We start from the raw sequence: 19,268 nt of genomic DNA on the forward strand, positions 1-19,268 counted from the left end.
TGGGTGACGAGACGCCCTTGTTATCGTGCAAAAAGCGCGCCAACTAAAATCTGTCACCCTGGCCGGGCAGTATAGCCACCGCAGCCTCCTCCGCATTCGAGATAACGCGTATGAACCCCATGCAGAACGAACCCAAAAGTATTCCGAACGAAGTGCCTCAAGGCCTTGCACTGACAGACGGTGTTCGGGAGGCGTTGAGCGTGACGCTGCGGGGGTGCGAAGAATTGATTCCTCAAGCGGACTGGGTCAAAAAATTGTCACAGTCTGAAAGCACGGGACGGCCGCTGCGCATCAAACTGGGGCTGGACCCGACCGCCCCCGACATCCACATCGGCCACACGGTGGTGCTCAACAAGATGCGCCAGCTGCAGGACCTGGGACACCAGGTGATTTTTCTGATCGGCGACTTCACCAGCCTGATCGGTGACCCCTCGGGTCGCAACAACACCCGCCCGCCGCTGACGAGCGAGCAGATCAAGGCCAATGCCGAGACTTACTACAAGCAGGCCAGCCTGGTGCTCGACCCGGCGCGCACGGAGATTCGCTACAACAGCGAATGGAGCCTGCCGCTGGGATCGATGGGCATGATCCAGCTCGCGGCCAAATACACCGTGGCCCGCATGATGGAGCGCAACGATTTCCACGACCGTTTCAAGGCGGGCACGCCGATCAGCGTGCACGAGTTTCTGTACCCGTTGATGCAGGGCTACGATTCGGTGGCGCTCAAAAGCGACCTGGAGCTGGGCGGAACGGACCAGAAGTTCAACCTGCTCATGGGCCGGCACCTGCAGTCCGAGTACGGCCAGGAACCGCAATGCATCCTGACCATGCCGCTGCTGGAGGGGCTGGACGGCGTGGACAAGATGTCCAAGAGCAAGAACAACTACATCGGCATTGCCGAGGAAGCGAACTCGATGTTCGCCAAGGTGCTGAGCATCTCGGACACGCTGATGTGGCGCTGGTACACGCTGTTGTCGTTCAAGTCGCTCGCGCACATCGAGTCTTTGAAGCAGGCCATTGCAGAGGGGGCTAACCCCAAGGACGCGAAGGTGGCGCTGGCCAAGGAGATCACGGCGCGTTTCCACAGCGCGGCGGCGGCGGACGCGGCGGAGCAGGATTTCATCAACCGCAGCAAGGGCGGTGTGCCGGACGAGATTCCCGAGGTGTCTTTGTCGGGCGCGCCGTTGGGGATTGGGTCGCTGCTCAAGTCGGCCGGCCTGGCACCTTCGTCGAGCGAAGCCAACCGGCTTGTCGACGGAGGTGGTGTGCGTGTGGATGGCGCGGTGGTCAGCGACAAGGGGTTGAAACTGCCAGCTGGGAGTTATGTGGTGCAGGTGGGTAAGCGGAAGTTTGCCCGGGTTTCTTTGGGTTGATTTTTTCGCTCTTCGACCGCGCGGGATCGAAGCACCAGGGCGCTCTGCTCCGCGAATGTCCCCCGGCGGCGGGAGGCCGCCTCCGCCTTTATTTCGCTGCGCAGAGCGCCCTGGTGCTTCGATCTGACGAGATCGTCGGCGCACCGCCTCAGCCAGCGAACAAGCTCACCGCCCCCCAGCTTTCTCCAGCATCCCGACCATCACCGCATACCCGCGCGAACGAGCGAGTTGCAAAGGCGTCTGTCCCTGACGGTCCGTCAAATGCAAGCTGGCCCCTGCATCGATCAAGGCTCTTAACGTCGCCTGATGGCGCGGCCCGCCATCACCCAGCACGATGGACTCGATCACCGCTGTCCAGTGCAGGTTGTTCACGTGGTCCAGCGGCGCGCCCGCAGCGATGAGCTGGCGCACCACGCCATCGTGTCCCAGGTGCGCCGCCGCAATCAGGGCCGTGCCGTCGTAGCGGCTGGTGGTCTGCTTCGCGCTGGCGCCCAGTTGCAGCAGCACGCGCAGGGTTTCCTCGTCGTCCACTACCGAAGCGATGGTCACGCCGTCGTAGCGGTCGTTCTCCAGCCGGTTCAGGTCGGCGCCGGCCTTGGCCAGCACGCGGATGGCCTCGCGTTGTCGCGCGAAGGTCGCCACGTGCAGTGGCGTGCGGCCATGGGCGTCGGTGGCGTTCAGCGGGGTACCTGCGGCCACCAGGCGCGCCAGCTTCGCTGTATCGCCTTTGTGGGCCGCTGCGTGCAGCCCCGTGTAGGCTGCCGCTTCGGCCGCGCTGGGCCCAACCTGCGCCTGAGCGCTTGCAGCGGTGAAAACCAGCGACAGCGTCAAGAGCAGGGCTTTCATTTCAGCAGCTCTGCGACCTTGGCAATGCCCGCGTTCGCGCACTGCTCGTCCAGATGACCACCGGGTGCGCCGCCCACGCCCACGGCACCGATGACCTCGTTGCCCACCTTCACCGGCACGCCGCCGCCCAGCACCAGGAAACCCGGAATGTCCACGAGCGTCGCGGCGCCGGGGTTCTTCTGTACGTTCTCCAGCATCGCGGCGGTGGTGTTGCGCGCCGAGGCCGAGGTGTAGGCCTTGCCTTGAGCGGCGCCCACCGTGTGCGGGCCGGCGTTGTCGGCGCGCTGCAGAGCGCGCAAGCTGCCGGCGCGGTCCACCACGGCGGCCGTTACGTTGTAGCCGCTCGCGCTGCACGACGCGACGGTGGCCGCGGCGATCTGGTTCGCCAGGTCCAGCGACATGTTCTTCTCCGTGCGCACGGCCTGCGCGCTGGCTGCGGTGGCGATGAGGGACAGGGCGAGGAGGGAAGTCTTTGCTGCGAATTTCATGGTGTTCTCTGGTGGTGTTGAACGGTTCGATCAACCGTGGGAGAACTGTAAAAACTCGCGCCGTGAATCGCCATTCGGGCGGCTACGCGCAAGCCTCCGTAGAACTACGCAGTGCCCGCATCACCGGCATCCACCAGCGCCGCATAGTGCCGGATCAGGTGCGCCAGCGACGCCACCTGCAGTTTGGCAAAGAGGTTGGCCCGGTGCGTTTCCACCGTGCGCGGCGAGAGGCCCAGCGAGCGGCCGATCTCCTTGTTGGTCAACCCCTCGACGATCAGGCCCAGCACCTCGCGTTCACGCTCGGAGAGTTGTGCATAGCGCTCGCGGGCGGCGCGGTCGCCCTCGTTTCGCTGGCGCGAACGCACGTGTTGTCGCACGGCGTTCTGCAGGGCTTCCAGCAAGGCCTCGTCGTTCACCGGCTTTTCCAGAAACTCCGCCGCACCGGCCTTGAAGGCGCGGCGGCACATGTCCACCGTGCCGTGCCCTGTGAGCATGATTACCGGCTGATCCACGCCTTGCGCCACCAGGGTGTCGAGCACACTCAGGCCGCTGATGCCAGGCATGCGCACGTCGAGCACGATGGCACCGATGCCCTCGCGGTCGAAGGTGTTCAGGAAGGCTTGCGGATCGCTCCACGCCTGCACCCGCAGGCCCACCGTGCCGATCAGCAGGGCCAGGCTTTCGCGCACGGCCTGGTCGTCGTCGATCAGGTGCACGGTGGGCGACAGGGTGTCGGTGCTCATGCTCGGTCTTCCTTCAGCGGCAGCCTCAGCTGGAAGACCGCACCACCCGTGGTCCCATTGGCCGCCGTGATCGAGCCACCCATGCCCTGGGCGAGCGACTCGCACAGGCTCAGGCCCAGCCCGAGCCCACCTTCGCGCGTGGAGAAGAAGGGCTCAAAAAGCCGCGGCAGCACGTCCAGTGCGATGCCGGGGCCGCTGTCGGCCACCGCCAGCTGGGCCTGGCCGCCCTGCACGGTCATTGTCAGCAAGAGGTGGCGTTTCGACGCATCGACCGGCTCCATCGCCTGCAGCGCGTTGAGGATCAGGTTGTGCACGATCTGGTCGAGCGCCACCGGGTCCGCCTGCACCAGCAGGCGCGGCGGGCCTTCGAGCTGTGGGCTGACCCCACGCCGCTGACTTTCGGGCTCCAGCAGGTACAGCGCGCGGCGCACCGCTTCCACCAGGTCCATCGCCTGCGACTGCTGGGTGGCGTCCGGTCGCTCCACCGCGCGGCGCAGTCGGCCCACCACGTCGGCCGCGCGGCGCGCCTGTTCGACGGCCTGGGTCATCGCACTGCGCGCGGTGTCCATGTCGGGCGGATCGTCGGCCAGCAGGCGCTGCGCGGCCTGGGTGTTGGCCAGCACGGCCGTGAGCGGCTGGTTGAGCTCGTGCGCCATGCCGGCCGCCAGCTCACCCAGCGTGTTCAACCTGCCCACCTGGCCCAGCCGAAGCAGTTCCTCGGCACGCCGACGCTCGCTGCGCTGGCGCTGCAGGTGGCGCAGCGCGGCCAGCACCAGCGCCACCGCCAGCACCCAGGCGAGCATGCGGCTCCAGGGCAGATGGCCCCACCCCAGGTGGCGCACGGCCACCACGTCGAACGGCTGGCTTTCGGCGGCCACGACCTTGTGGAACTCGAAGCGCCAGCCGGGTCGTGTGCCCGGCGACAGATCGCCGGCCTGAATCACGTGCTCGCTGCCCGCGTGCACCAGCGACACGCGCACCGGGCTGCTCTCGCGCTGCATCGGCCATTCCGGCCACGGCACCATGGTGCGCAGGTCGATGGTGAGCGCGTAGCTCGTGGGCGTGGCCGCGAGCACCATGCGGTAGCGCCCGCTTTGCAGGTCGGGCACAGCCAGCGCCGCGCGGCGGGCGGTGCGGGACGCCGCCTCCGCATCGGTCAGCGCCGCATCAGGCCAGGCCTGGTCGGCGTCGCGCCGCTGCACGGCCAGAATCTGTGGGTAGAGCGCCGGCAGGCGCTGCTCGGGTGGCGTGCCGGACGGGCCTGCGCTGTCGGGTTGCAGCAGCGCCAGCGTGGCCAGAATCGCGTCGTGCTGCACCACCTGCTGGCTCAGCAAACGGTGCACGATGCGCGCGTCGGTCTCGAACAAGGCGCGCTGCTGTTCCAGCGACTGGCGCGCGATCGCGGCCGCGCCGGCCAGGGCCACCACCACCCCGCCGACCAACCACCACACCGAGAGTCGCCAGGGCCGTCGCATGCGGCGGATTCTGGCACGCGCTCTGGCCGTGCCGTGTTCTCAGGGGAACAGCGGCTTGACGTTCCAGATCTCGCTGGCGTATTCGCGGATGGTGCGGTCTGACGAAAAAGCGCCCATGCCGGCCACGTTCAGAACAGCGTGGCGGGTCCATTCGTCCGGCTTGCGGTAGAGCGCGTCCACCTTGTGTTGCGTGGCCAGGTAGTCGGTGTAGTCGGCCAGCAAGAGGTAGTAATCGGATTCGAGCAGGGTGCGCGTGATGTCGTGGAAACGCCCCGGTTCTTCCGGGCTGAAGGCGCCCTCGGCGATGCGGTCGATGGCGGTCTTGAGGTCGTAGTTGTGGTCGTAGTAGCGGCGTGGGTTGTAGCCGCTGGCGCGCAGGGCGGCCACCTGCTCGGTGCGGTGGCCGAAGATGAAGATGTGCTCCAGACCCACATGCTCGGCGATCTCGATGTTGGCGCCGTCCCAGGTGCCGATGGTCAGCGCGCCATTGAGCGAGAACTTCATGTTGCCGGTGCCCGAAGCTTCGGTGCCGGCGGTCGAAATCTGCTCCGAGAGATCGGCCGCAGGGATGATGATTTCGGCCAGCGACACCCGGTAGTTGGGGATGAACACCACCTTGAGCTTGTCGCCCACGCGCTTGTCGTGGTTGACGACGCGAGCCACGTCGTTGATGAGCTTGATCACCAGCTTGGCCATGAAATAGGCCGAGGCCGCCTTGCCCGCAAAAACTACTGTGCGCGGCACCCAGTCGGCGTGCGGGTGCGCCAGGATCTGCTGGTAGCGCGTGACCACGTGCAGCACGTTGAGCAGCTGGCGCTTGTACTCGTGCATGCGCTTGATCTGCACGTCGAACAGGCTGTTCGGGTTGACGATCACACCGGTTTCGGCGGCAATGCGCTCGGCCAGGCGGCGTTTGTTCTGCGCCTTGGCGTCCTGGAAGGCGCTCACGAATTCGGGGTCAGCGGCCAGCGGGCGCAGCTGCTCCAGCTCGTCAAGGTTGCGCCGCCAGGTGGTGCCGATGCGCGCGTCGATCAGGCTGGCCAGCGGCCGGTTGGCCTGCGAGAGCCAGCGCCGTGGCGTGATGCCGTTGGTCTTGTTGCAAAAGCGCTCGGGGTAGAGCCGGGCGAAGTCGGCAAAGATGGTCTGCACCATGAGCTGGCTGTGCAGGGCCGAGACGCCATTCACCTTGTGGCTGGCCAGCACCGAGAGGTAGGCCATGCGCACGCGGCGCTGGCCGCGTTCATCGATCAGCGACACGCGGCGCAGCAGGTCGTTTTCACCGGGGAAGCGCTCGTGCACCTCGGCCAGGAAGATCGCGTTCAGGTCGTAGATGATGCGCAGGTGCCGGGGCAGCAGGCGGCCCATCAGCTCCACCGGCCAGGTTTCCAGCGCTTCCTGCATCAAAGTGTGGTTGGTGTAGCTGAACACCCGTTTGCAGATGCCCCAGGCGTTGTCCCACTCCAGCCCTTGTTCGTCCACCAGCAGGCGCATGAGCTCGGGCACCGCGAGCGCGGGGTGGGTGTCGTTGAGGTGAATTGCCACGCGGTCGGCAAAGATCGCGAAGTCGCCCTGGTGCTTCTTGAAGCGGCGCACGATGTCCTGCAGCGAGGCGCTGACGAAGAAGTACTCCTGGCGAAGGCGCAACTCCTTGCCATGGTCGGTGCTGTCGTCGGGGTAGAGCACCCGCGAGACGTTTTCCGATGCGTTCTTGGCCTCCACCGCACGCATGTAGTCGCCCTTGTTGAACGCGTCGAGGTTGATGCCGCTGGTAGCACGCGCGGTCCACAGCCGCATGGTGGCCACGCTGCTGAGTTCGTGGCCGGGCACGCCGGTGTCGTAAGCGGTGGCAATCACGTCGTCGGTTTCCACCCAGCGCACCTGCTCGTCGGCCTGGACCAGCCGCCCGCCGAACTGCACCGTGTAGCTGAACTCGGGCCGCATGAGCTCCCACGGGTTGCCGTTCACCAGCCAGTAGTCGGGCTCTTCCACCTGACGGCCGTCGACGATGCGCTGCGCGAACATGCCGTAGTCGTAGCGGATGCCATAGCCCATGCCGGGCAAGCCCACGGTGGCCATGGAATCGAGGAAGCACGCGGCGAGGCGCCCGAGGCCACCATTGCCCAGGCCGGCATCGGTTTCCAGGTCGATCAGCGCGTCGAAATCCACGCCGAGCTGGGTGCAGGCGGTGCGCGCCTCGTCCAGGATGCCCACCGAGAGCAGTGCGTTGGTGAGCGCGCGCCCGGTGAGGAACTCCATCGAGAGGTAGTACACGCGCTTGGCGTCGCTGTCCTGCGCGGTGGCCAGCGTCTCGCGCCAGCGGTGCATCATGCGATCGCGCACGGCGTGGAACAGGGCGAAGAGCCAGTCGCGCCGTGTGGCCGAACGCGGATCACGGCCCACCGAGTAGATCAAGCAGTTGGCGATCGACTTTCGCAAGGCGTCCACGCCGTTGTCCAGATGGTCGTATTCGAACGCGACGGGCGCGATGGCGGGCGTGGTGTCGGGCATGGCGGTGGGGTGTGCGTGGTGGTGCTGGGGGCAGAAGCAATAAACGTGCAGGCTCAGTGTCCAGCCGCTGAGGGCAACACGGAAGCGTAGACGCGCAGGTAGTCTGCAGCCGCGCGCTCCCAGCCAAAGCGCAGCGCCATGGCGTGGCGCTGCACGGCGCGCCACTCGGCCGGGCGGCGCTGCAGCGCAAAGGCGCGCTTCAGGGCCGAGAGCAGGCCCTGCACGTCGAGGTCGTGAAACACGAAACCGCTGGCGCTGCCGTCGTCCAGGTTCTCCAGGCTGCAATCGACCACCGTGTCGGCCAGGCCGCCCACCGCGCGCACCAGCGGCAGCGTGCCGTAGCGCAGGCCGTAGAGCTGGGTCAGGCCGCAGGGCTCGAAGCGCGAGGGCAGCAGGATCACATCGGCGCCGGCAATGACGCTGTGCGCCAGCGCTTCGTCGTAGCCCACGGTCAGCGCCACCTGGCCGGGGTGGCGCTCGGCGCAGGCGCGCAGTGCGTGTTCGATGGCCGCGTCGCCCGATCCCAGCACCGCGAGCTGGCCGCCGCGTTGCACCAGTTCGTCCACCACCGCCGGCAGCAGGTGCAGGCCTTTCTGCTCGGTGAGGCGGCTCACCACCGAGAACAGCAGCGCGTCGGGCCGGGCTTCCAGCCCCATGCGCTGCTGCAGCCGGGCCTTGGCCTGTGCCTTGCCCTGCAGGTGATCGGCATCAAAGCCCGGTTGCACCAACGGGTCGGTCTGCGGGTTCCACACCGCGTCGTCCACGCCGTTCAGAATGCCGTGCAGCTGCGCCTGGCGCTGGCGCAGCACGCCGTCGAGCCCGCAGCCTTGTTCGGCTCCTGTGATTTCGCGCGCGTAGGTCGGGCTCACGGTGGTGATGGCGTCGCTGTACTTCAGCCCCGCCTTCATGAAGCTGATGTTCCCGTGGAACTCCAGCCCTTGCAGGTGAAAGAGACCGTCGGGCAGGCCCAGGCGCGCTCGCAGCCCCACGTTGAACACGCCCTGGTAGGCCAGGTTGTGCACCGTGAACACGCTCGCCGGCCGGTGCTCGGCCGTGCGGGCGAGTTCGCGCAGGTACGCAAAGGCCAGGCCGGTGTGCCAGTCGTGCCCGTGCACCACATCGGGTCGCCACGCGGCATTCAGCCCCGTGCCGAGCAGGGCGGCGGCCCAGCCCAGCCAGGCAAACTGCTCGGCGCTGTCGGGCCAGGGGTTGCCAGAAGCGTCCAGGTAAGGGTTGCCTCTGCGTTCGTACAGACCAGGCGCGTGCAGCAGCCACACTGGCATGCCACCTTCGGTGATGCGCCCGGCGCGCAACCAGGGGGTGGGGCCGTGGGCCGAAGTGGCCTGCGGGCCCACGCCAGCAGGCAGGCCCGGGCTGCCCCCGGCCGGCACCAGCAGGGTGGGGCCCTCGGGCGTCACGCCCTCCACCACGCTGGGAAAGGCGGGCAACAGAAGGCGCACATCGGCGCCGAGTGCATTGAGCGCCGGCGGCAGACCGGCACTGACGTCGGCCAGCCCGCCGGTTTTGAGCAGCGGAAAAACTTCGGAGCAGACGTAAAGGATTTTGAGGCTCATTCCAGTTTTTCGAGCATGGCGCGGGTGACCAGCACCACGCCGTTGGGCGTGCGGAAGAAGCGCTTCGCGTCTTCTGCCGCGTCCACGCCGATCTTCATGCCCGGCGGGATCACGCAGCCGTTGTCGATCACCACCTTGTGCAATTCACAACCCCGCCCGATGTCGACCTCGGGCAGGATCACCGATTCTTCCACCGTGGCGAAGGAGTGGACACGCACCTTGGAAAACAGCACAGAGCGGCGCACCAGCGCGCCCGAGATGATGCAGCCCCCCGAGACCAGCGAGTCCACCGCCGACCCCCGGCGGTCGTCATCGTCGAACACGAACTTGGCAGGGGGAAGTTGTTCCTGGTAAGTCCAGATCGGCCATTCGCGGTCGTACATGTCGAGCTCGGGAACGGTGTTGGTGAGGTCGAGGTTGGCGGCCCAGTAGGCGTCCACGGTGCCGACGTCGCGCCAGTAGGCGGGCGCTTCGGGCGAGCTCTTCACGCACGACAGGCCGAACGGGTGGGCCACCGCTTCGCCTGCGGCCACCATGGCCGGGATGATGTCCTTGCCGAAATCGCGGCTGGAGCCTGCGGTCGTGGCGTCCTGCTTCAGCGCTTCAAACAGGTGCTCGGTGTTGAACACGTACACCCCCATGCTGGCGAGCGCCATGTCGGGGTTGCCCGGCATGTGGGGCGGCTGGGCCGGTTTCTCGAGGAAGCGCACGATGTTGCGGTCGGCGTCGATGTCCATCACGCCGAAGGCGGTGGCCTCGGCCAGCGGCACCTCGATGCAGGCCACCGTGCACTTGCGGCCCATCGCCACGTGGTCGGCGATCAGGTCGGCGTAGTCCATCTTGTAGATGTGGTCGCCGGCGAGCACCAGGATGTAGTCGGGCTTGTGGGCGCGCAGGATGTCCAGGTTCTGGTACACCGCGTCGGCGGTGCCCAGGTACCAGCTCTCGTCGTCCATGCGCTGTTGCGCCGGCAGCAGGTCGATGAACTCGTTGAACTCATTGCGCAAAAAGCTCCAGCCGCGCTGCAGGTGGCGCAGCAGGCTGTGCGATTTGTACTGCGTGAGCACGCCGATGCGGCGCACGCCGGAGTTCAGGCAGTTGGAGAGCGCGAAGTCGATGATGCGGAATTTGCCACCGAAGTACACGGCGGGCTTGGCGCGCCGGTCGGTCAGGGCATGCAGGCGCGAGCCGCGCCCGCCCGCCAGCACCAGGGCAATGGTGCGTCTGGCCAGTTGCTGGGGCGAAGTCTTTTCCATGCTTGTCTCCGGTGGTTTTTGGGGCACGTGCGTCTTGCTGCGCACTGGAACATTGAAACGGGATTTGGCCAGGCCGTTGCAGTTCAGGGTATTCGGCCGTGTGCGCGGGTCATGGCCAGCAGGCGTTCGGCCGGGCGGTGATCGATCTGGCGCCAGTCGAAGCGCCATTCCCAGCAGCCGGTGGCCTGCCCCGGCGTGTTCATGCGGTGCTTGCCGTCCAGACCCACCACGTCCTGGAACGGCAGCACCATGATGTTGGCCACCGTTTGTGACAGCGCGTTGATCAGCGTCCAGTGCGGTTCGGTGTCCACCGCCGGGCCGAGGTAGGCGCGCGCGGCGGCCTTGTCGTGGGCGGACGCGGCGCGCCACCAGCCCAGCGTGGTGTCGTTGTCGTGCGTGCCGGTGTAGGCCACGCAGTGGCGCTCCTGGTTGTGTGGCAAATAGGGGTTGCCCGGGCCGCCACCAAAGGCAAACTGAAGAATGCGCATGCCCGGGAACCCGCAGGCCAGGCGCAGTGCCGTGACCTCGGGCGTGATCAGGCCCAGGTCTTCGGCAATGATGGCCAGCGGGCCGAGCTCTTGCTGCAGCTCGGTGAACAGGGCCACGCCCGGTCCGCTTTGCCACTGGCCGGCCACGGCGGTGGGTTCGCTGGCCGGAATCTCCCAATGCGCCTCGAAGCCGCGGAAGTGATCCAGCCGCACCACGTCGACCTGCTGGAAGAGGTGGGCCACGCGGTCTTTCCACCAGCGGTAGCCGTTCTGCGCCATCACGGGCCAGTTGTAGAGCGGGTTGCCCCAGCGCTGCCCGGTGGCACTGAAGTAGTCGGGCGGCACACCGGCCACCACCTGGGGCTCGAAGTCGTCACCCAGCAGGAACTGGTTGGCATGTGCCCACACATCCGCGCTGTGGTGCGCCACAAAGATCGGCGCGTCGCCCACCATCTGCACGCCCCGGCTGCGGGCGTAGTCGCGCAGCGCCTGCCACTGCACCCAGAAACGCCACTGCACGAACTGCCAGAAACCCAGGGCTTTGGGAGATTGCAGTCGCACCTCGGCCAGCGCCTGCGGGTCGCGCTGCGCCAGCGGTGCGGGCCATTGCGGCCAGCTGCCGATGTGCCTCTCGCTGAGCACCATGAAGAGCGCGTAGTCGTCGAGCCAGTGGGCGTGTTCGGCGCAGAAATCGGCCAGCGCTTCGCGGCTCTCGGGGCTGGCGCGCAGGTTGAAGCCGTCCCAGGCCTTGCGCAGATTCGCCATGCGCCAGGGCGCAACACGCTCGAAATCGCACCGGTGGTGGTCGAAACCCTGCGTCGGCATCCAGGGCAGCCAGCCCATCTGCACCAGGTCTTCCAGGTCGATCATCAGCGGGCTGCCGGCGAAGGCCGAGACGCTCTGGTACGGCGAGTTGCCCGGCCCGGCGGGCGACAGCGGCAGGATCTGCCACATCGACTGGCCGGCGGACACCAGCCAGTCCACGAAATGGCGCGCGCCCACGCCGAAATCGCCCGAACCATTGGGGCCGGGCAGGCTGGTGATGTGCAGCAACACGCCGCTGGTGCGGCGCGAAAGAAAGGGGTGAATGGTGGTGTTCATGGGCGGCCCGGCGGGTGGCCATCGGGCGCATGCAAGCCTTGGACCAGCACCCAGACGCCGGTCTCCTCCAGAGTGAGCGTGCCCGCCACGGTGACCTCGCTGCCGAGGTTCACCGCCGCGCGCGCGCTGTCCAGCACCACGGCCCAGTCGCCGCCGGGCAGCGGCAGGGTGATCGCACCGGCATCGGCGTGCCAGATCACCAGCAATCGCTCCTTGGACGCGGCGCCTGGGTCGCCCACCGTGATCAAGGCGGTGAGGGTGTGGCGGTCGTGCGCCTGCCAGGCCTCGGGCCGCATGGCGTGGCCGTCGGTGTCGAGCCAGGTGATGTCGGCCTGCGGGCCCTCGCCGCTGAACCAGCGCGCGTGGCGCAGGCCAGGGTGCTGGCGCCGTAACGCCGCCAGGCCGGCCACGTAGCCGGCCAGCGCCGTGTCGGCGTGCGCCCAGTCCAGCCAGGTGATGGCGTTGTCCTGGCAATAGACGTTGTTGTTGCCCTGCTGGCTGTGACCGAGCTCGTCGCCCGCGAGCAGTTGGGGCGTGCCCTGCGCGCAGAACAGCGTGGCCAGCAGCGCGCGGCGCCACAGGGCGCGGCGGTGCAGCACGGCGGGGTCGTCGGTGGCGCCTTCCACGCCACCGTTGGCGCTCAGGTTGTGGCCGTGGCCGTCCCGGTTGTCTTCCCCGTTGGCGGCGTTGTGCTTGTGGTGGTAGGCCGTGACATCGGCGAGGTTGAAGCCATCGTGCGCGGTGAGCATGTTCACGCTGGCGGTGGGCAGGCGGCCGTGGCGGTGGAACAGGTCGCCGCTGGCACAGGTGCGTGTGGCGAGCTCACCGCGCGTGCCGTGGTGGCCAAGCCAGAAAGCGCGCACGCCGTCGCGGAAGCGGTCGTTCCATTCCAGCCAGCCGGCTTCAAAGCCGCCCAGGTGGTACCCGTTTGGGCCCACGTCCCAGGGCTCGGCAATCAGGCGTGTGCCTCGAAGCACCGGGTCTTGCGCCATAGCGCCGAGCAAGGCACTGCGCGCGTTGAACGCGTGGCCCAGCGCGGCCTCGCGCCCCAGCGAGACGGCCAGGTCAAAACGGAATCCATCCACGCCAAAGGCCTGCACCCACCAGCGCAGGCTGTCCATCACCCACTGCAGCACGCGCGGTTCGCTGAATCCCAAGCTGTTGCCGGTGCCGCTGAAGTTGTGCGGCACACCTTGCTCACCCATGGCGTACCAGCGGGCTTGCCCCAGGCCGCGCCAGCTCAGGGTGGGTCCGTTCAGGTCGCTTTCGGCCGTGTGGTTGAACACCACGTCGAGCACCACCTCGATGCCGGCGCGGTGCAGGGTGTCGACCATCTGGCGGAATTCGGCGCGCACGGCGGCGGCGTCTTGGGCCAACGCGGGGTTCTGGCCGCCGGTGGCGGCGGCGTAGGCCGGTTCGGGAGCAAACGCGTTGAGCGTGTTGTAGCCCCAGTGGTTGCTCAAGGCCCGTTCGATCAGGTGGCGCTCGCTGATGTGCTGGTGCACCGGGAGCAGACACACCGTGGTGATGCCGATGCGCTGCAGGTGCTGCAGCACGGCCGGATGGGCCAGCCCGGCGTAGGTGCCGCGATGGTGTTCGGGCACCTCGGGGTGAAGGCGGGTGAGGGCTTTCACATGCGCCTCGTAGATCACCACGCGCTCGCCGGCGATGGCCGGGCTCGGTGCGACTTGCGCCCCGGCACTCAGTTCGGCCTGCGCGTCCACCACCGCGCAGCGCGGCATGTGGGCGGCGTTGTCGGCCGGGTCGGGCTGGTGCTCGTCCCAGGCCTGCGTGGGGTGCAGCGGGTCGGCGCAGGCATGGCCGGTCTGCAGGGCCAGGCGTTCGGTGTTGCCCACCAGCGCCAGTGCCCAGGGGTCGAGCAGCAGGCGCGCCGGGTTGAAGCGGTGGCCGGCTTCGGGGCGCCACGGACCGCTGGCGCGCAGGCCGTAGAGCTGGCCGGCAGCGAGGCCGGGCACGAAGGTGGCCCAGATGCCGTCGCCCGTGGGCTGCATCGCCACACGCTGGTGTTCCAGCGGCGCGCCAGGGTCGAAAAGGCACACGTCCACACCGTGGGCATCGGGTGCCCAGACCGAAAAGTGCACGCCGTCGATGCCTTCACGTTGGCAGAGCTGCGCGCCGAGTGCGGGTCTAGCGCCTGCCGTCATCCGTCCACCTCCGGCTGCAGCCAGAGCACCCCGAGTGGCGGCAGCGTGAAGTGGGCCGACCAGCGCTGCCCATGAAGCGCGTGGTCTTCGGCCAGTACGCGGCCATGGTTGCCCACGTTGCTGCCACCGTAATGCGACGAGTCGGTGTTGAGCCGCTCTTGCCAGTGCCCGCCATGCGGCAGGCCCACGCGGTACCCGTGGCGGACCATGGGCGTGAGGTTGGCGATGACCACCACCGTGTCTTCGAGCGCGTGGCCGTAACGCACGAAGGCCAGCACCGAGTGGTCGGCGTCGTCCACCACGAGCCATTGGAAGCTGTAGGGATCGGTGTCGCGCGCGTGCAGGGCCGGGGCGCTGCGGTAGACATGGTTGAGGTCGCGCACCAGATGCTGCACGCCGGCATGCGCCGAGTCCGCCAGCAAGTGCCAGGGCAGTTCGGCGTCGTGGTTCCACTCGGTGGTCTGCGCCAGTTCCGCCCCCATGAAGAGCAGCTTCTTGCCGGGGTGGGCGTACATCCAGGCGTAAAGCGCGCGCAGGTTGGCGAGTTGCTGCCAGCGGTCGCCGGCCATCTTGTTCAGCAGCGAGCCTTTGCCGTGCACCACCTCGTCGTGCGAGAGCGGCAGCACGTAGTCCTCGGTGTGCGCGTACATCATGGCGAAGGTCAGCTTGTGGTGGTGCCAGCGACGGTGGATCGGGTCGAGCGCGAAGTACGACAGCGTGTCGTGCATCCAGCCCATGTTCCATTTGTGGTCGAAGCCCAGCCCCCCCTCGGCCACCGGGCCGGTGACGCGTGGGAAGGCGGTGGATTCTTCGGCGCAGGTGAGCGCGCGCGGCGCTTCCCGGTGCAGCACCTCGTGCACTTCGCGCAGGAAAGCAATGGCCTCGTAGTTCTCGCGCCCGCCATGCTCATTCGGCACCCACTCACCGGCGGGGCGGCTGTAGTCGCGGTAGAGCATGGAGGCCACCGCGTCCACCCGCAGGCCATCGATGCCGTACTGCTCGACCCAGAACAGCGCGTTGCCCACCAGGAAGTTGCGCACCTCGAAGCGCCCGAAGTTGTAGATGAGGGTGTTCCAGTCGCGGTGGAAACCCTCGCGCGGGTCGGCGTGTTCGTAGAGCGCGGTGCCGTCGAAGCGGGCCAGGGCGTGTTCGTCGGTGGGGAAGTGCGCGGGCACCCAGTCCAGAATGATCTTGAGCCCGGCCGCGTGTGCCGCCTCCACGAAACGGCGAAACGACGCCGGCGAGCCGTGCCGGGCAGTGGGCGCGTACAGTCCGGTGGGCTGGTAGCCCCACGAAGCGTAGAACGGGTGCTCGCTCACCGGCATGAGTTCCAGGTGGGTGAAGCCCATGTCCACCGCGTAGGGCACCAGGTGGGTCGTGAGATCGTCCCAGGTCGGTACCGTGTGCGGTCCGTCGGGGCGGCGCCACGATCCCGCATGCACCTCGTACACCGCCATGGGCAGGTCCGGCCGCTCGTGGGCCGCGCCACCACGCTCTGCCGGGGGGCGCAAGGGTTCGCACACACGCGCCGCGTTGCCGGGTGGCAGCTCGGTTTCGCGGGCGTAGGGGTCGGTCTTGAAGACGTGGCGTCCGTCAGCGCCCTGCACCTCGAACTTGTACCAGTCACCCACGGCCGCGCCGGGCACGAACAGTTCCCACACACCGCACTGTGGGCGCAGGCGCATGGGCTGCGCGCGCCACTGGTTGAAGTCGCCCACCAGCCCCACCTGGCGGGCATGGGGCGCCCACACCGCAAAAGCCGTGCCTTCCTGCCCGTCCAGCGAGGTCGCATGAGCGCCCAGTTTCTGCCAGGGGCGCAGGTGCTTGCCTTCGGCCAGCAGCCAGACATCGGTTTCTCCCAGCCAGAAGCTGGAGGGCGGGGGCGCGGTGATGGATGGGGGTGGAATGGAGGTCATGGGTGCGTGTGGTCGGGTCATTCTGTCACCGCTTGCGCCCTTATCTGGCATTCCCTTCAGTCCTGGGCAAGGTGGCTGCGTGACAATCCGGACATGACGCCCGCCCAAGCCCGCTTTTTCACCCCCCAGCGACTGCTCATGGCGTCGATTCTGGTGGCGGTGGTCACCATCACACTCAAGACGCTGGCCTGGGTGATCACCGATTCCGTGGGCCTGCTCTCCGACGCCATGGAATCGCTGGTGAACCTGGCCAGTGCGGTGTTCGGGCTGGTGATGGTGACGATCGCGGCACGCCCCGCCGACGAGGAACACCCCTATGGCCACCACAAGGCCGAGTACTTTTCTTCCGGCTTCGAGGGCATCCTCATCATTGCTGCCGCGCTCGGCATCATCTGGGCTGCGGGACACCGCCTGTTCGATCCCCGGCCGATCGAGCAGGTGGGCTGGGGCCTCGCGCTATCGGTGGTGAGCTCGGCGCTCAACGGGCTGCTGGCCTGGGTCATGTTTCGCGCAGCCAAAGAACACCGGTCCATTGCGCTGGAGGCCGATGCCAGGCATCTGGTCACCGACGTGTGGACGTCGGCCGGCGTGGTGCTGGGCATCGCGCTGGTGCACTTCAGCGGCTGGCTCTGGCTCGACCCGTTGGTGGCCATGGCCGTGGCGGCCAACATCCTCAAGGAAGGCTTTCACCTCATGTGGCGCTCTTCACAGGGCCTGATGGACGAGGCGGTGGAGCCCGAGGTGATGGCGGCCATTCAGCAGACGCTGGACGGGTTCGCCTCCGCCAAGGGAGAAGCGGCCATCATCCGCTTCGATCACCTGAGCACGCGCAAGGCCGGGCAACGCCGTTTCGTGGACCTGCACATGCACATGCCCGCCCACTGGTCGCTCGGCCGTGCCGCGGCGGTGCGCACGAGCGTGGAGCAGGCGCTGATGAGCGCGGTGCCCGGCCTGCGCGCAACCATCCAGCTGCTGCCCAGCGATGTGGAAGCGCACTTCGACGATGAAAAGGACCTGATTTGATTTCGCTGCTGCAACGGGTGAGTGAAGCGCGCGTGGACATCGATGGCCAGACGGTGGGCGCCATCGGCCCGGGCCTGCTGGTGCTGCTCTGCGCCGAGCCGGACGATACGCAAGCCGTGGGCGAGAAGCTGCTGGCCAAGGTGTTGAAGCTGAGGATCTTCAGTGATGAAGCGGGCAAGATGAACCGCAGTGTTCAGGACGTGGCTGGCGGTTTGTTGATCGTCAGCCAGTTCACACTGGCGGCCGACACAAAGAGCGGGAACCGCCCCGGCTTCACCGGTGCTGCGCCACCTGCACTCGGTGAGGCTTTGTACGAAGCCTTCGTGACGCTGGCGCGCGCGAAGCACCCTGTGGTTCACACCGGCCGCTTCGGCGCCGACATGAAGGTGCACCTGGTCAACGATGGGCCGGTGACGATTCCGTTGCGGATCACCAATCAGGCGTAGGGATCGGGCTGGCCCAGGCCCGCAAGAATCTCGGTTTCCCTGGCCTCCATTTCCTCGGCGTCCGCGTCGCTGGTCTCGTGGTCCCAGCCTTGCGCGTGCAGCGTGCCGTGCACCAGCAGGTGCGCGTAGTGCTGCGCCAACGGCTTTTTCAGCTCCGCCGCTTCGCGCGCCACCACGGGCGCGCACAACACGAGGTCGGCTGTGACCAGGGGTTCGGTGGTGTAGTCGAAGGTGAGCACGTTGGTGGCGTAGTCGCGGCCACGGTAGTCGCGGTTGAGCGCCTGGCCTTCTTCGGCGTCGACGATGCGCACGGTGATCTCGGCGTCCGACTCCAGAGCGTGGCGGATGCAGCGCGCCACCTGGTGGCGCGGCAGCGCGGCGCGGTGCGTGGGCGCATCGGCGAGTTCGCCGAACTGCAGGGACAGCGAGAGCGAAGGCAGCGCCATCAGCGTTTTTTGGCCGGCTGGGCGAAACAGTTGGACAGCAAGGTCTTTTCCTGTGCGGTGTGGTCGGCCGCCAGGAAGCTCAGCTCGCCCTTCATGCCCTGCGTGTACCAGCGCAGGCTGTACTGCTCGTCGAGCGCGATGAAGCGCACGCCGGTGGTGGCGCGGCGGCCTTGCAGCATCAATGTGCGGCCCTCGAAGTGCAGGGCGGCGAACGCGTTGCCGTTGGCCAGGTTCAGGTAGACCAGCTCGATTTCAGTACCGCCATCGCAACGGTACTGCACGGCCTGGCTGCTGAACATCAGGGGCTGCTGCGCGGGCGGTGGCGGTGGGCTTCCCTGCGCAAAGGCGTTGGTGGCCAGCGCCATCGTCAGGACCAAAAGGGTGAGTGCGGGTCGGGTGGTTTTCATCGTGCTGGTTCAGCTGGCGCTGCGTCGGGCGCGCTTGGGTGGGGGCGCGTCTTCCGGTGCAGGCGTGCGCGCTTCGTAGGCATCGACAATGCGCGCCACCAGCGGGTGGCGCACCACGTCGGCGCTGGAGAGGCGGGTGATGGCGATGCCCTGCACGCGTTTCAACACGCGCTCGGCGTCGATCAGGCCGCTGAGCTGCGTGCGCGGCAGGTCGATCTGGCTGACGTCGCCGGTGACCACGGCCTTGCTGCCGAAGCCGATCCGCGTGAGGAACATCTTCATCTGTTCCACGGTGGTGTTCTGGGCTTCGTCCAGGATCACAAAGGCGTGGTTGAGCGTGCGCCCGCGCATGAAGGCCAGGGGCGCGATCTCGATCTGCTGGCGCTCAAAGGCCTTCTGCACCTTGTCGGCACCCATCAGGTCGTGGAGCGCGTCGTACAGCGGGCGCAGGTAAGGGTCCACCTTCTGACCCAGATCGCCGGGCAGGAAACCCAGCTTTTCGCCCGCCTCCACCGCCGGACGGGTGAGCACGATGCGCTGTACCGCGCTGCGCTCCAGCGCATCCACCGCGCAGGCCACCGCCAGGTAGGTCTTGCCGGTGCCCGCCGGGCCGATGCCGAAGGTGATGTCGTGCGAGGCCATGTTTTCCAGATAACGCGCCTGATTCGGCGTGCGCCCACGCACTTCGCCGCGCCGCGTCTGCATGGCCAGGGCACCTTCGCCGGGCTCGGCCAGCGCGGTGTCGCCGCTGAGCATGAGCTGCACCTGCTCGGCCGGTATCGGTTTTTTCGCCATTTCATAGAGCGCCTGCAGCGTCTCAAGTGCCTGGTTGGCCTTGGCCTTGGGCCCTTCGATGCGGAACTGCTCGAAGCGGTGCGCCACTTTGACGCGCAGCGCCGCCTCGATGCTGCGGATGTGGCTGTCCATGGGGCCGCACAGGTGCGCCATGCGCGTGTTGTCGGGTGGGGAGAAGGTGTGTCTGAGAATCAAGCCGATAATTCCGCTGAATTAAG

At 67.4% G+C, this 19,268-nt stretch carries 16 protein-coding genes; 3 read left to right on the forward strand and 13 right to left on the reverse strand.

The window, feature by feature from the left end:
- The first annotated feature begins 110 nt into the window (after positions 1-110).
- Positions 111-1,373, forward strand: coding sequence for a tyrosine--tRNA ligase (tyrS, locus tag CAP37_RS00995; RefSeq protein WP_373271029.1), 1,263 nt, complete (start codon positions 111-113; stop codon positions 1,371-1,373).
- A 165-nt stretch (positions 1,374-1,538) separates the two neighbouring features.
- On the opposite strand, the gene CAP37_RS01000 is transcribed toward tyrS, so the two are convergent.
- From CAP37_RS01000 to glgB, 10 genes are all read right to left on the reverse strand, one after another.
- Positions 1,539-2,219: an ankyrin repeat domain-containing protein gene (locus CAP37_RS01000; RefSeq protein ID WP_086122442.1), complete on the reverse strand. Its 681-nt coding sequence runs from the start codon at positions 2,217-2,219 to the stop codon at positions 1,539-1,541.
- Positions 2,216-2,707, reverse strand: coding sequence for a heme-binding protein (locus CAP37_RS01005; protein WP_086122443.1), 492 nt, complete (start codon positions 2,705-2,707; stop codon positions 2,216-2,218). Before CAP37_RS01005 ends, CAP37_RS01000 begins: the two co-directional genes overlap by 4 nt.
- Positions 2,708-2,811: 104 nt before the next feature.
- Positions 2,812-3,450, reverse strand: coding sequence for a response regulator transcription factor (locus tag CAP37_RS01010; RefSeq protein WP_086122444.1), 639 nt, complete (start codon positions 3,448-3,450; stop codon positions 2,812-2,814).
- Positions 3,447-4,925: a sensor histidine kinase gene (locus CAP37_RS01015; RefSeq protein ID WP_086122445.1), complete on the reverse strand. Its 1,479-nt coding sequence runs from the start codon at positions 4,923-4,925 to the stop codon at positions 3,447-3,449. Before CAP37_RS01015 ends, CAP37_RS01010 begins: the two co-directional genes overlap by 4 nt.
- Positions 4,926-4,964: 39 nt before the next feature.
- The gene (locus CAP37_RS01020) at positions 4,965-7,433 is read right to left on the reverse strand and encodes a glycogen/starch/alpha-glucan phosphorylase (protein ID WP_086122446.1); all 2,469 of its coding nucleotides are present in this window, start codon (positions 7,431-7,433) and stop codon (positions 4,965-4,967) included.
- A 53-nt stretch (positions 7,434-7,486) separates the two neighbouring features.
- Positions 7,487-9,007, reverse strand: coding sequence for a glycogen synthase GlgA (gene glgA, locus CAP37_RS01025; RefSeq protein ID WP_086122447.1), 1,521 nt, complete (start codon positions 9,005-9,007; stop codon positions 7,487-7,489).
- Positions 9,004-10,263, reverse strand: a complete 1,260-nt coding sequence (glgC, locus tag CAP37_RS01030; protein WP_086122448.1) for a glucose-1-phosphate adenylyltransferase — start codon at positions 10,261-10,263, stop codon at positions 9,004-9,006. The genes glgA and glgC overlap by 4 nt, the downstream gene beginning before the upstream one ends.
- A gap of 83 nt (positions 10,264-10,346) precedes the next feature.
- Entirely contained in the window at positions 10,347-11,852 is a 1,506-nt protein-coding gene (gene malQ / locus CAP37_RS01035) for a 4-alpha-glucanotransferase (protein ID WP_086122449.1), read from the reverse strand.
- Positions 11,849-14,017 (reverse strand): glycogen debranching protein GlgX, encoded by a 2,169-nt coding sequence (gene glgX, locus CAP37_RS01040; protein WP_086122450.1) that lies wholly within the window; start codon positions 14,015-14,017, stop codon positions 11,849-11,851. Before glgX ends, malQ begins: the two co-directional genes overlap by 4 nt.
- Positions 14,014-15,933: a 1,4-alpha-glucan branching protein GlgB gene (gene glgB, locus CAP37_RS01045; protein WP_256926845.1), complete on the reverse strand. Its 1,920-nt coding sequence runs from the start codon at positions 15,931-15,933 to the stop codon at positions 14,014-14,016. The genes glgX and glgB overlap by 4 nt, the downstream gene beginning before the upstream one ends.
- Positions 15,934-16,026: 93 nt before the next feature.
- Here glgB and CAP37_RS01050 point away from each other — a divergent pair, with 93 nt between their 5' ends.
- Together CAP37_RS01050 and dtd are read left to right on the forward strand one after the other, a co-directional pair.
- Complete coding sequence (locus tag CAP37_RS01050) at positions 16,027-16,956, forward strand: cation diffusion facilitator family transporter (RefSeq protein ID WP_086122452.1); 930 nt, start codon at positions 16,027-16,029, stop codon at positions 16,954-16,956.
- Entirely contained in the window at positions 16,953-17,402 is a 450-nt protein-coding gene (gene dtd / locus CAP37_RS01055) for a D-aminoacyl-tRNA deacylase (RefSeq protein ID WP_086122453.1), read from the forward strand. The genes CAP37_RS01050 and dtd overlap by 4 nt, the downstream gene beginning before the upstream one ends.
- On the opposite strand, the gene ybeY is transcribed toward dtd, so the two are convergent.
- From ybeY to CAP37_RS01070, 3 genes are read right to left on the reverse strand one after another with little or no spacing between them, the layout of a single operon-like run.
- Positions 17,393-17,848: an rRNA maturation RNase YbeY gene (gene ybeY, locus CAP37_RS01060; protein WP_086122454.1), complete on the reverse strand. Its 456-nt coding sequence runs from the start codon at positions 17,846-17,848 to the stop codon at positions 17,393-17,395. The genes dtd and ybeY overlap by 10 nt on opposite strands.
- The gene (locus CAP37_RS01065) at positions 17,848-18,255 is read right to left on the reverse strand and encodes an MliC family protein (protein WP_086122455.1); all 408 of its coding nucleotides are present in this window, start codon (positions 18,253-18,255) and stop codon (positions 17,848-17,850) included. Before CAP37_RS01065 ends, ybeY begins: the two co-directional genes overlap by 1 nt.
- A gap of 9 nt (positions 18,256-18,264) precedes the next feature.
- Positions 18,265-19,245, reverse strand: a complete 981-nt coding sequence (locus tag CAP37_RS01070) for a PhoH family protein (protein ID WP_086122456.1) — start codon at positions 19,243-19,245, stop codon at positions 18,265-18,267.
- Positions 19,246-19,268 lie beyond the last annotated feature (23 nt).

The sequence above is a fragment of the Hydrogenophaga sp. IBVHS1 genome, from assembly GCF_002127265.1.
Lineage (GTDB): Bacteria > Pseudomonadota > Gammaproteobacteria > Burkholderiales > Burkholderiaceae_C > Hydrogenophaga.

Bases quoted from the DNA above. Each gene is read 5' to 3' on its own strand.
- CAP37_RS01020 (WP_086122446.1), bottom strand. From the start codon at position 7,433: ATGCCCGACACCACGCCCGCCATCGCGCCCGTCGCGTTCGAATACGAC.
- CAP37_RS01000 (WP_086122442.1), bottom strand. From the start codon at position 2,219: ATGAAAGCCCTGCTCTTGACGCTGTCGCTGGTTTTCACCGCTGCAAGC.
- CAP37_RS01065 (WP_086122455.1), bottom strand. From the start codon at position 18,255: ATGAAAACCACCCGACCCGCACTCACCCTTTTGGTCCTGACGATGGCG.
- glgX (WP_086122450.1), bottom strand. From the start codon at position 14,017: ATGACGGCAGGCGCTAGACCCGCACTCGGCGCGCAGCTCTGCCAACGT.
- glgC (WP_086122448.1), bottom strand. From the start codon at position 10,263: ATGGAAAAGACTTCGCCCCAGCAACTGGCCAGACGCACCATTGCCCTG.
- CAP37_RS01015 (WP_086122445.1), bottom strand. From the start codon at position 4,925: ATGCGACGGCCCTGGCGACTCTCGGTGTGGTGGTTGGTCGGCGGGGTG.
- CAP37_RS01010 (WP_086122444.1), bottom strand. From the start codon at position 3,450: ATGAGCACCGACACCCTGTCGCCCACCGTGCACCTGATCGACGACGAC.
- CAP37_RS01050 (WP_086122452.1), top strand. From the start codon at position 16,027: ATGACGCCCGCCCAAGCCCGCTTTTTCACCCCCCAGCGACTGCTCATG.
- CAP37_RS01005 (WP_086122443.1), bottom strand. From the start codon at position 2,707: ATGAAATTCGCAGCAAAGACTTCCCTCCTCGCCCTGTCCCTCATCGCC.
- tyrS (WP_373271029.1), top strand. From the start codon at position 111: ATGAACCCCATGCAGAACGAACCCAAAAGTATTCCGAACGAAGTGCCT.
- malQ (WP_086122449.1), bottom strand. From the start codon at position 11,852: ATGAACACCACCATTCACCCCTTTCTTTCGCGCCGCACCAGCGGCGTG.
- glgA (WP_086122447.1), bottom strand. From the start codon at position 9,007: ATGAGCCTCAAAATCCTTTACGTCTGCTCCGAAGTTTTTCCGCTGCTC.
- ybeY (WP_086122454.1), bottom strand. From the start codon at position 17,848: ATGGCGCTGCCTTCGCTCTCGCTGTCCCTGCAGTTCGGCGAACTCGCC.
- glgB (WP_256926845.1), bottom strand. From the start codon at position 15,933: ATGACCTCCATTCCACCCCCATCCATCACCGCGCCCCCGCCCTCCAGC.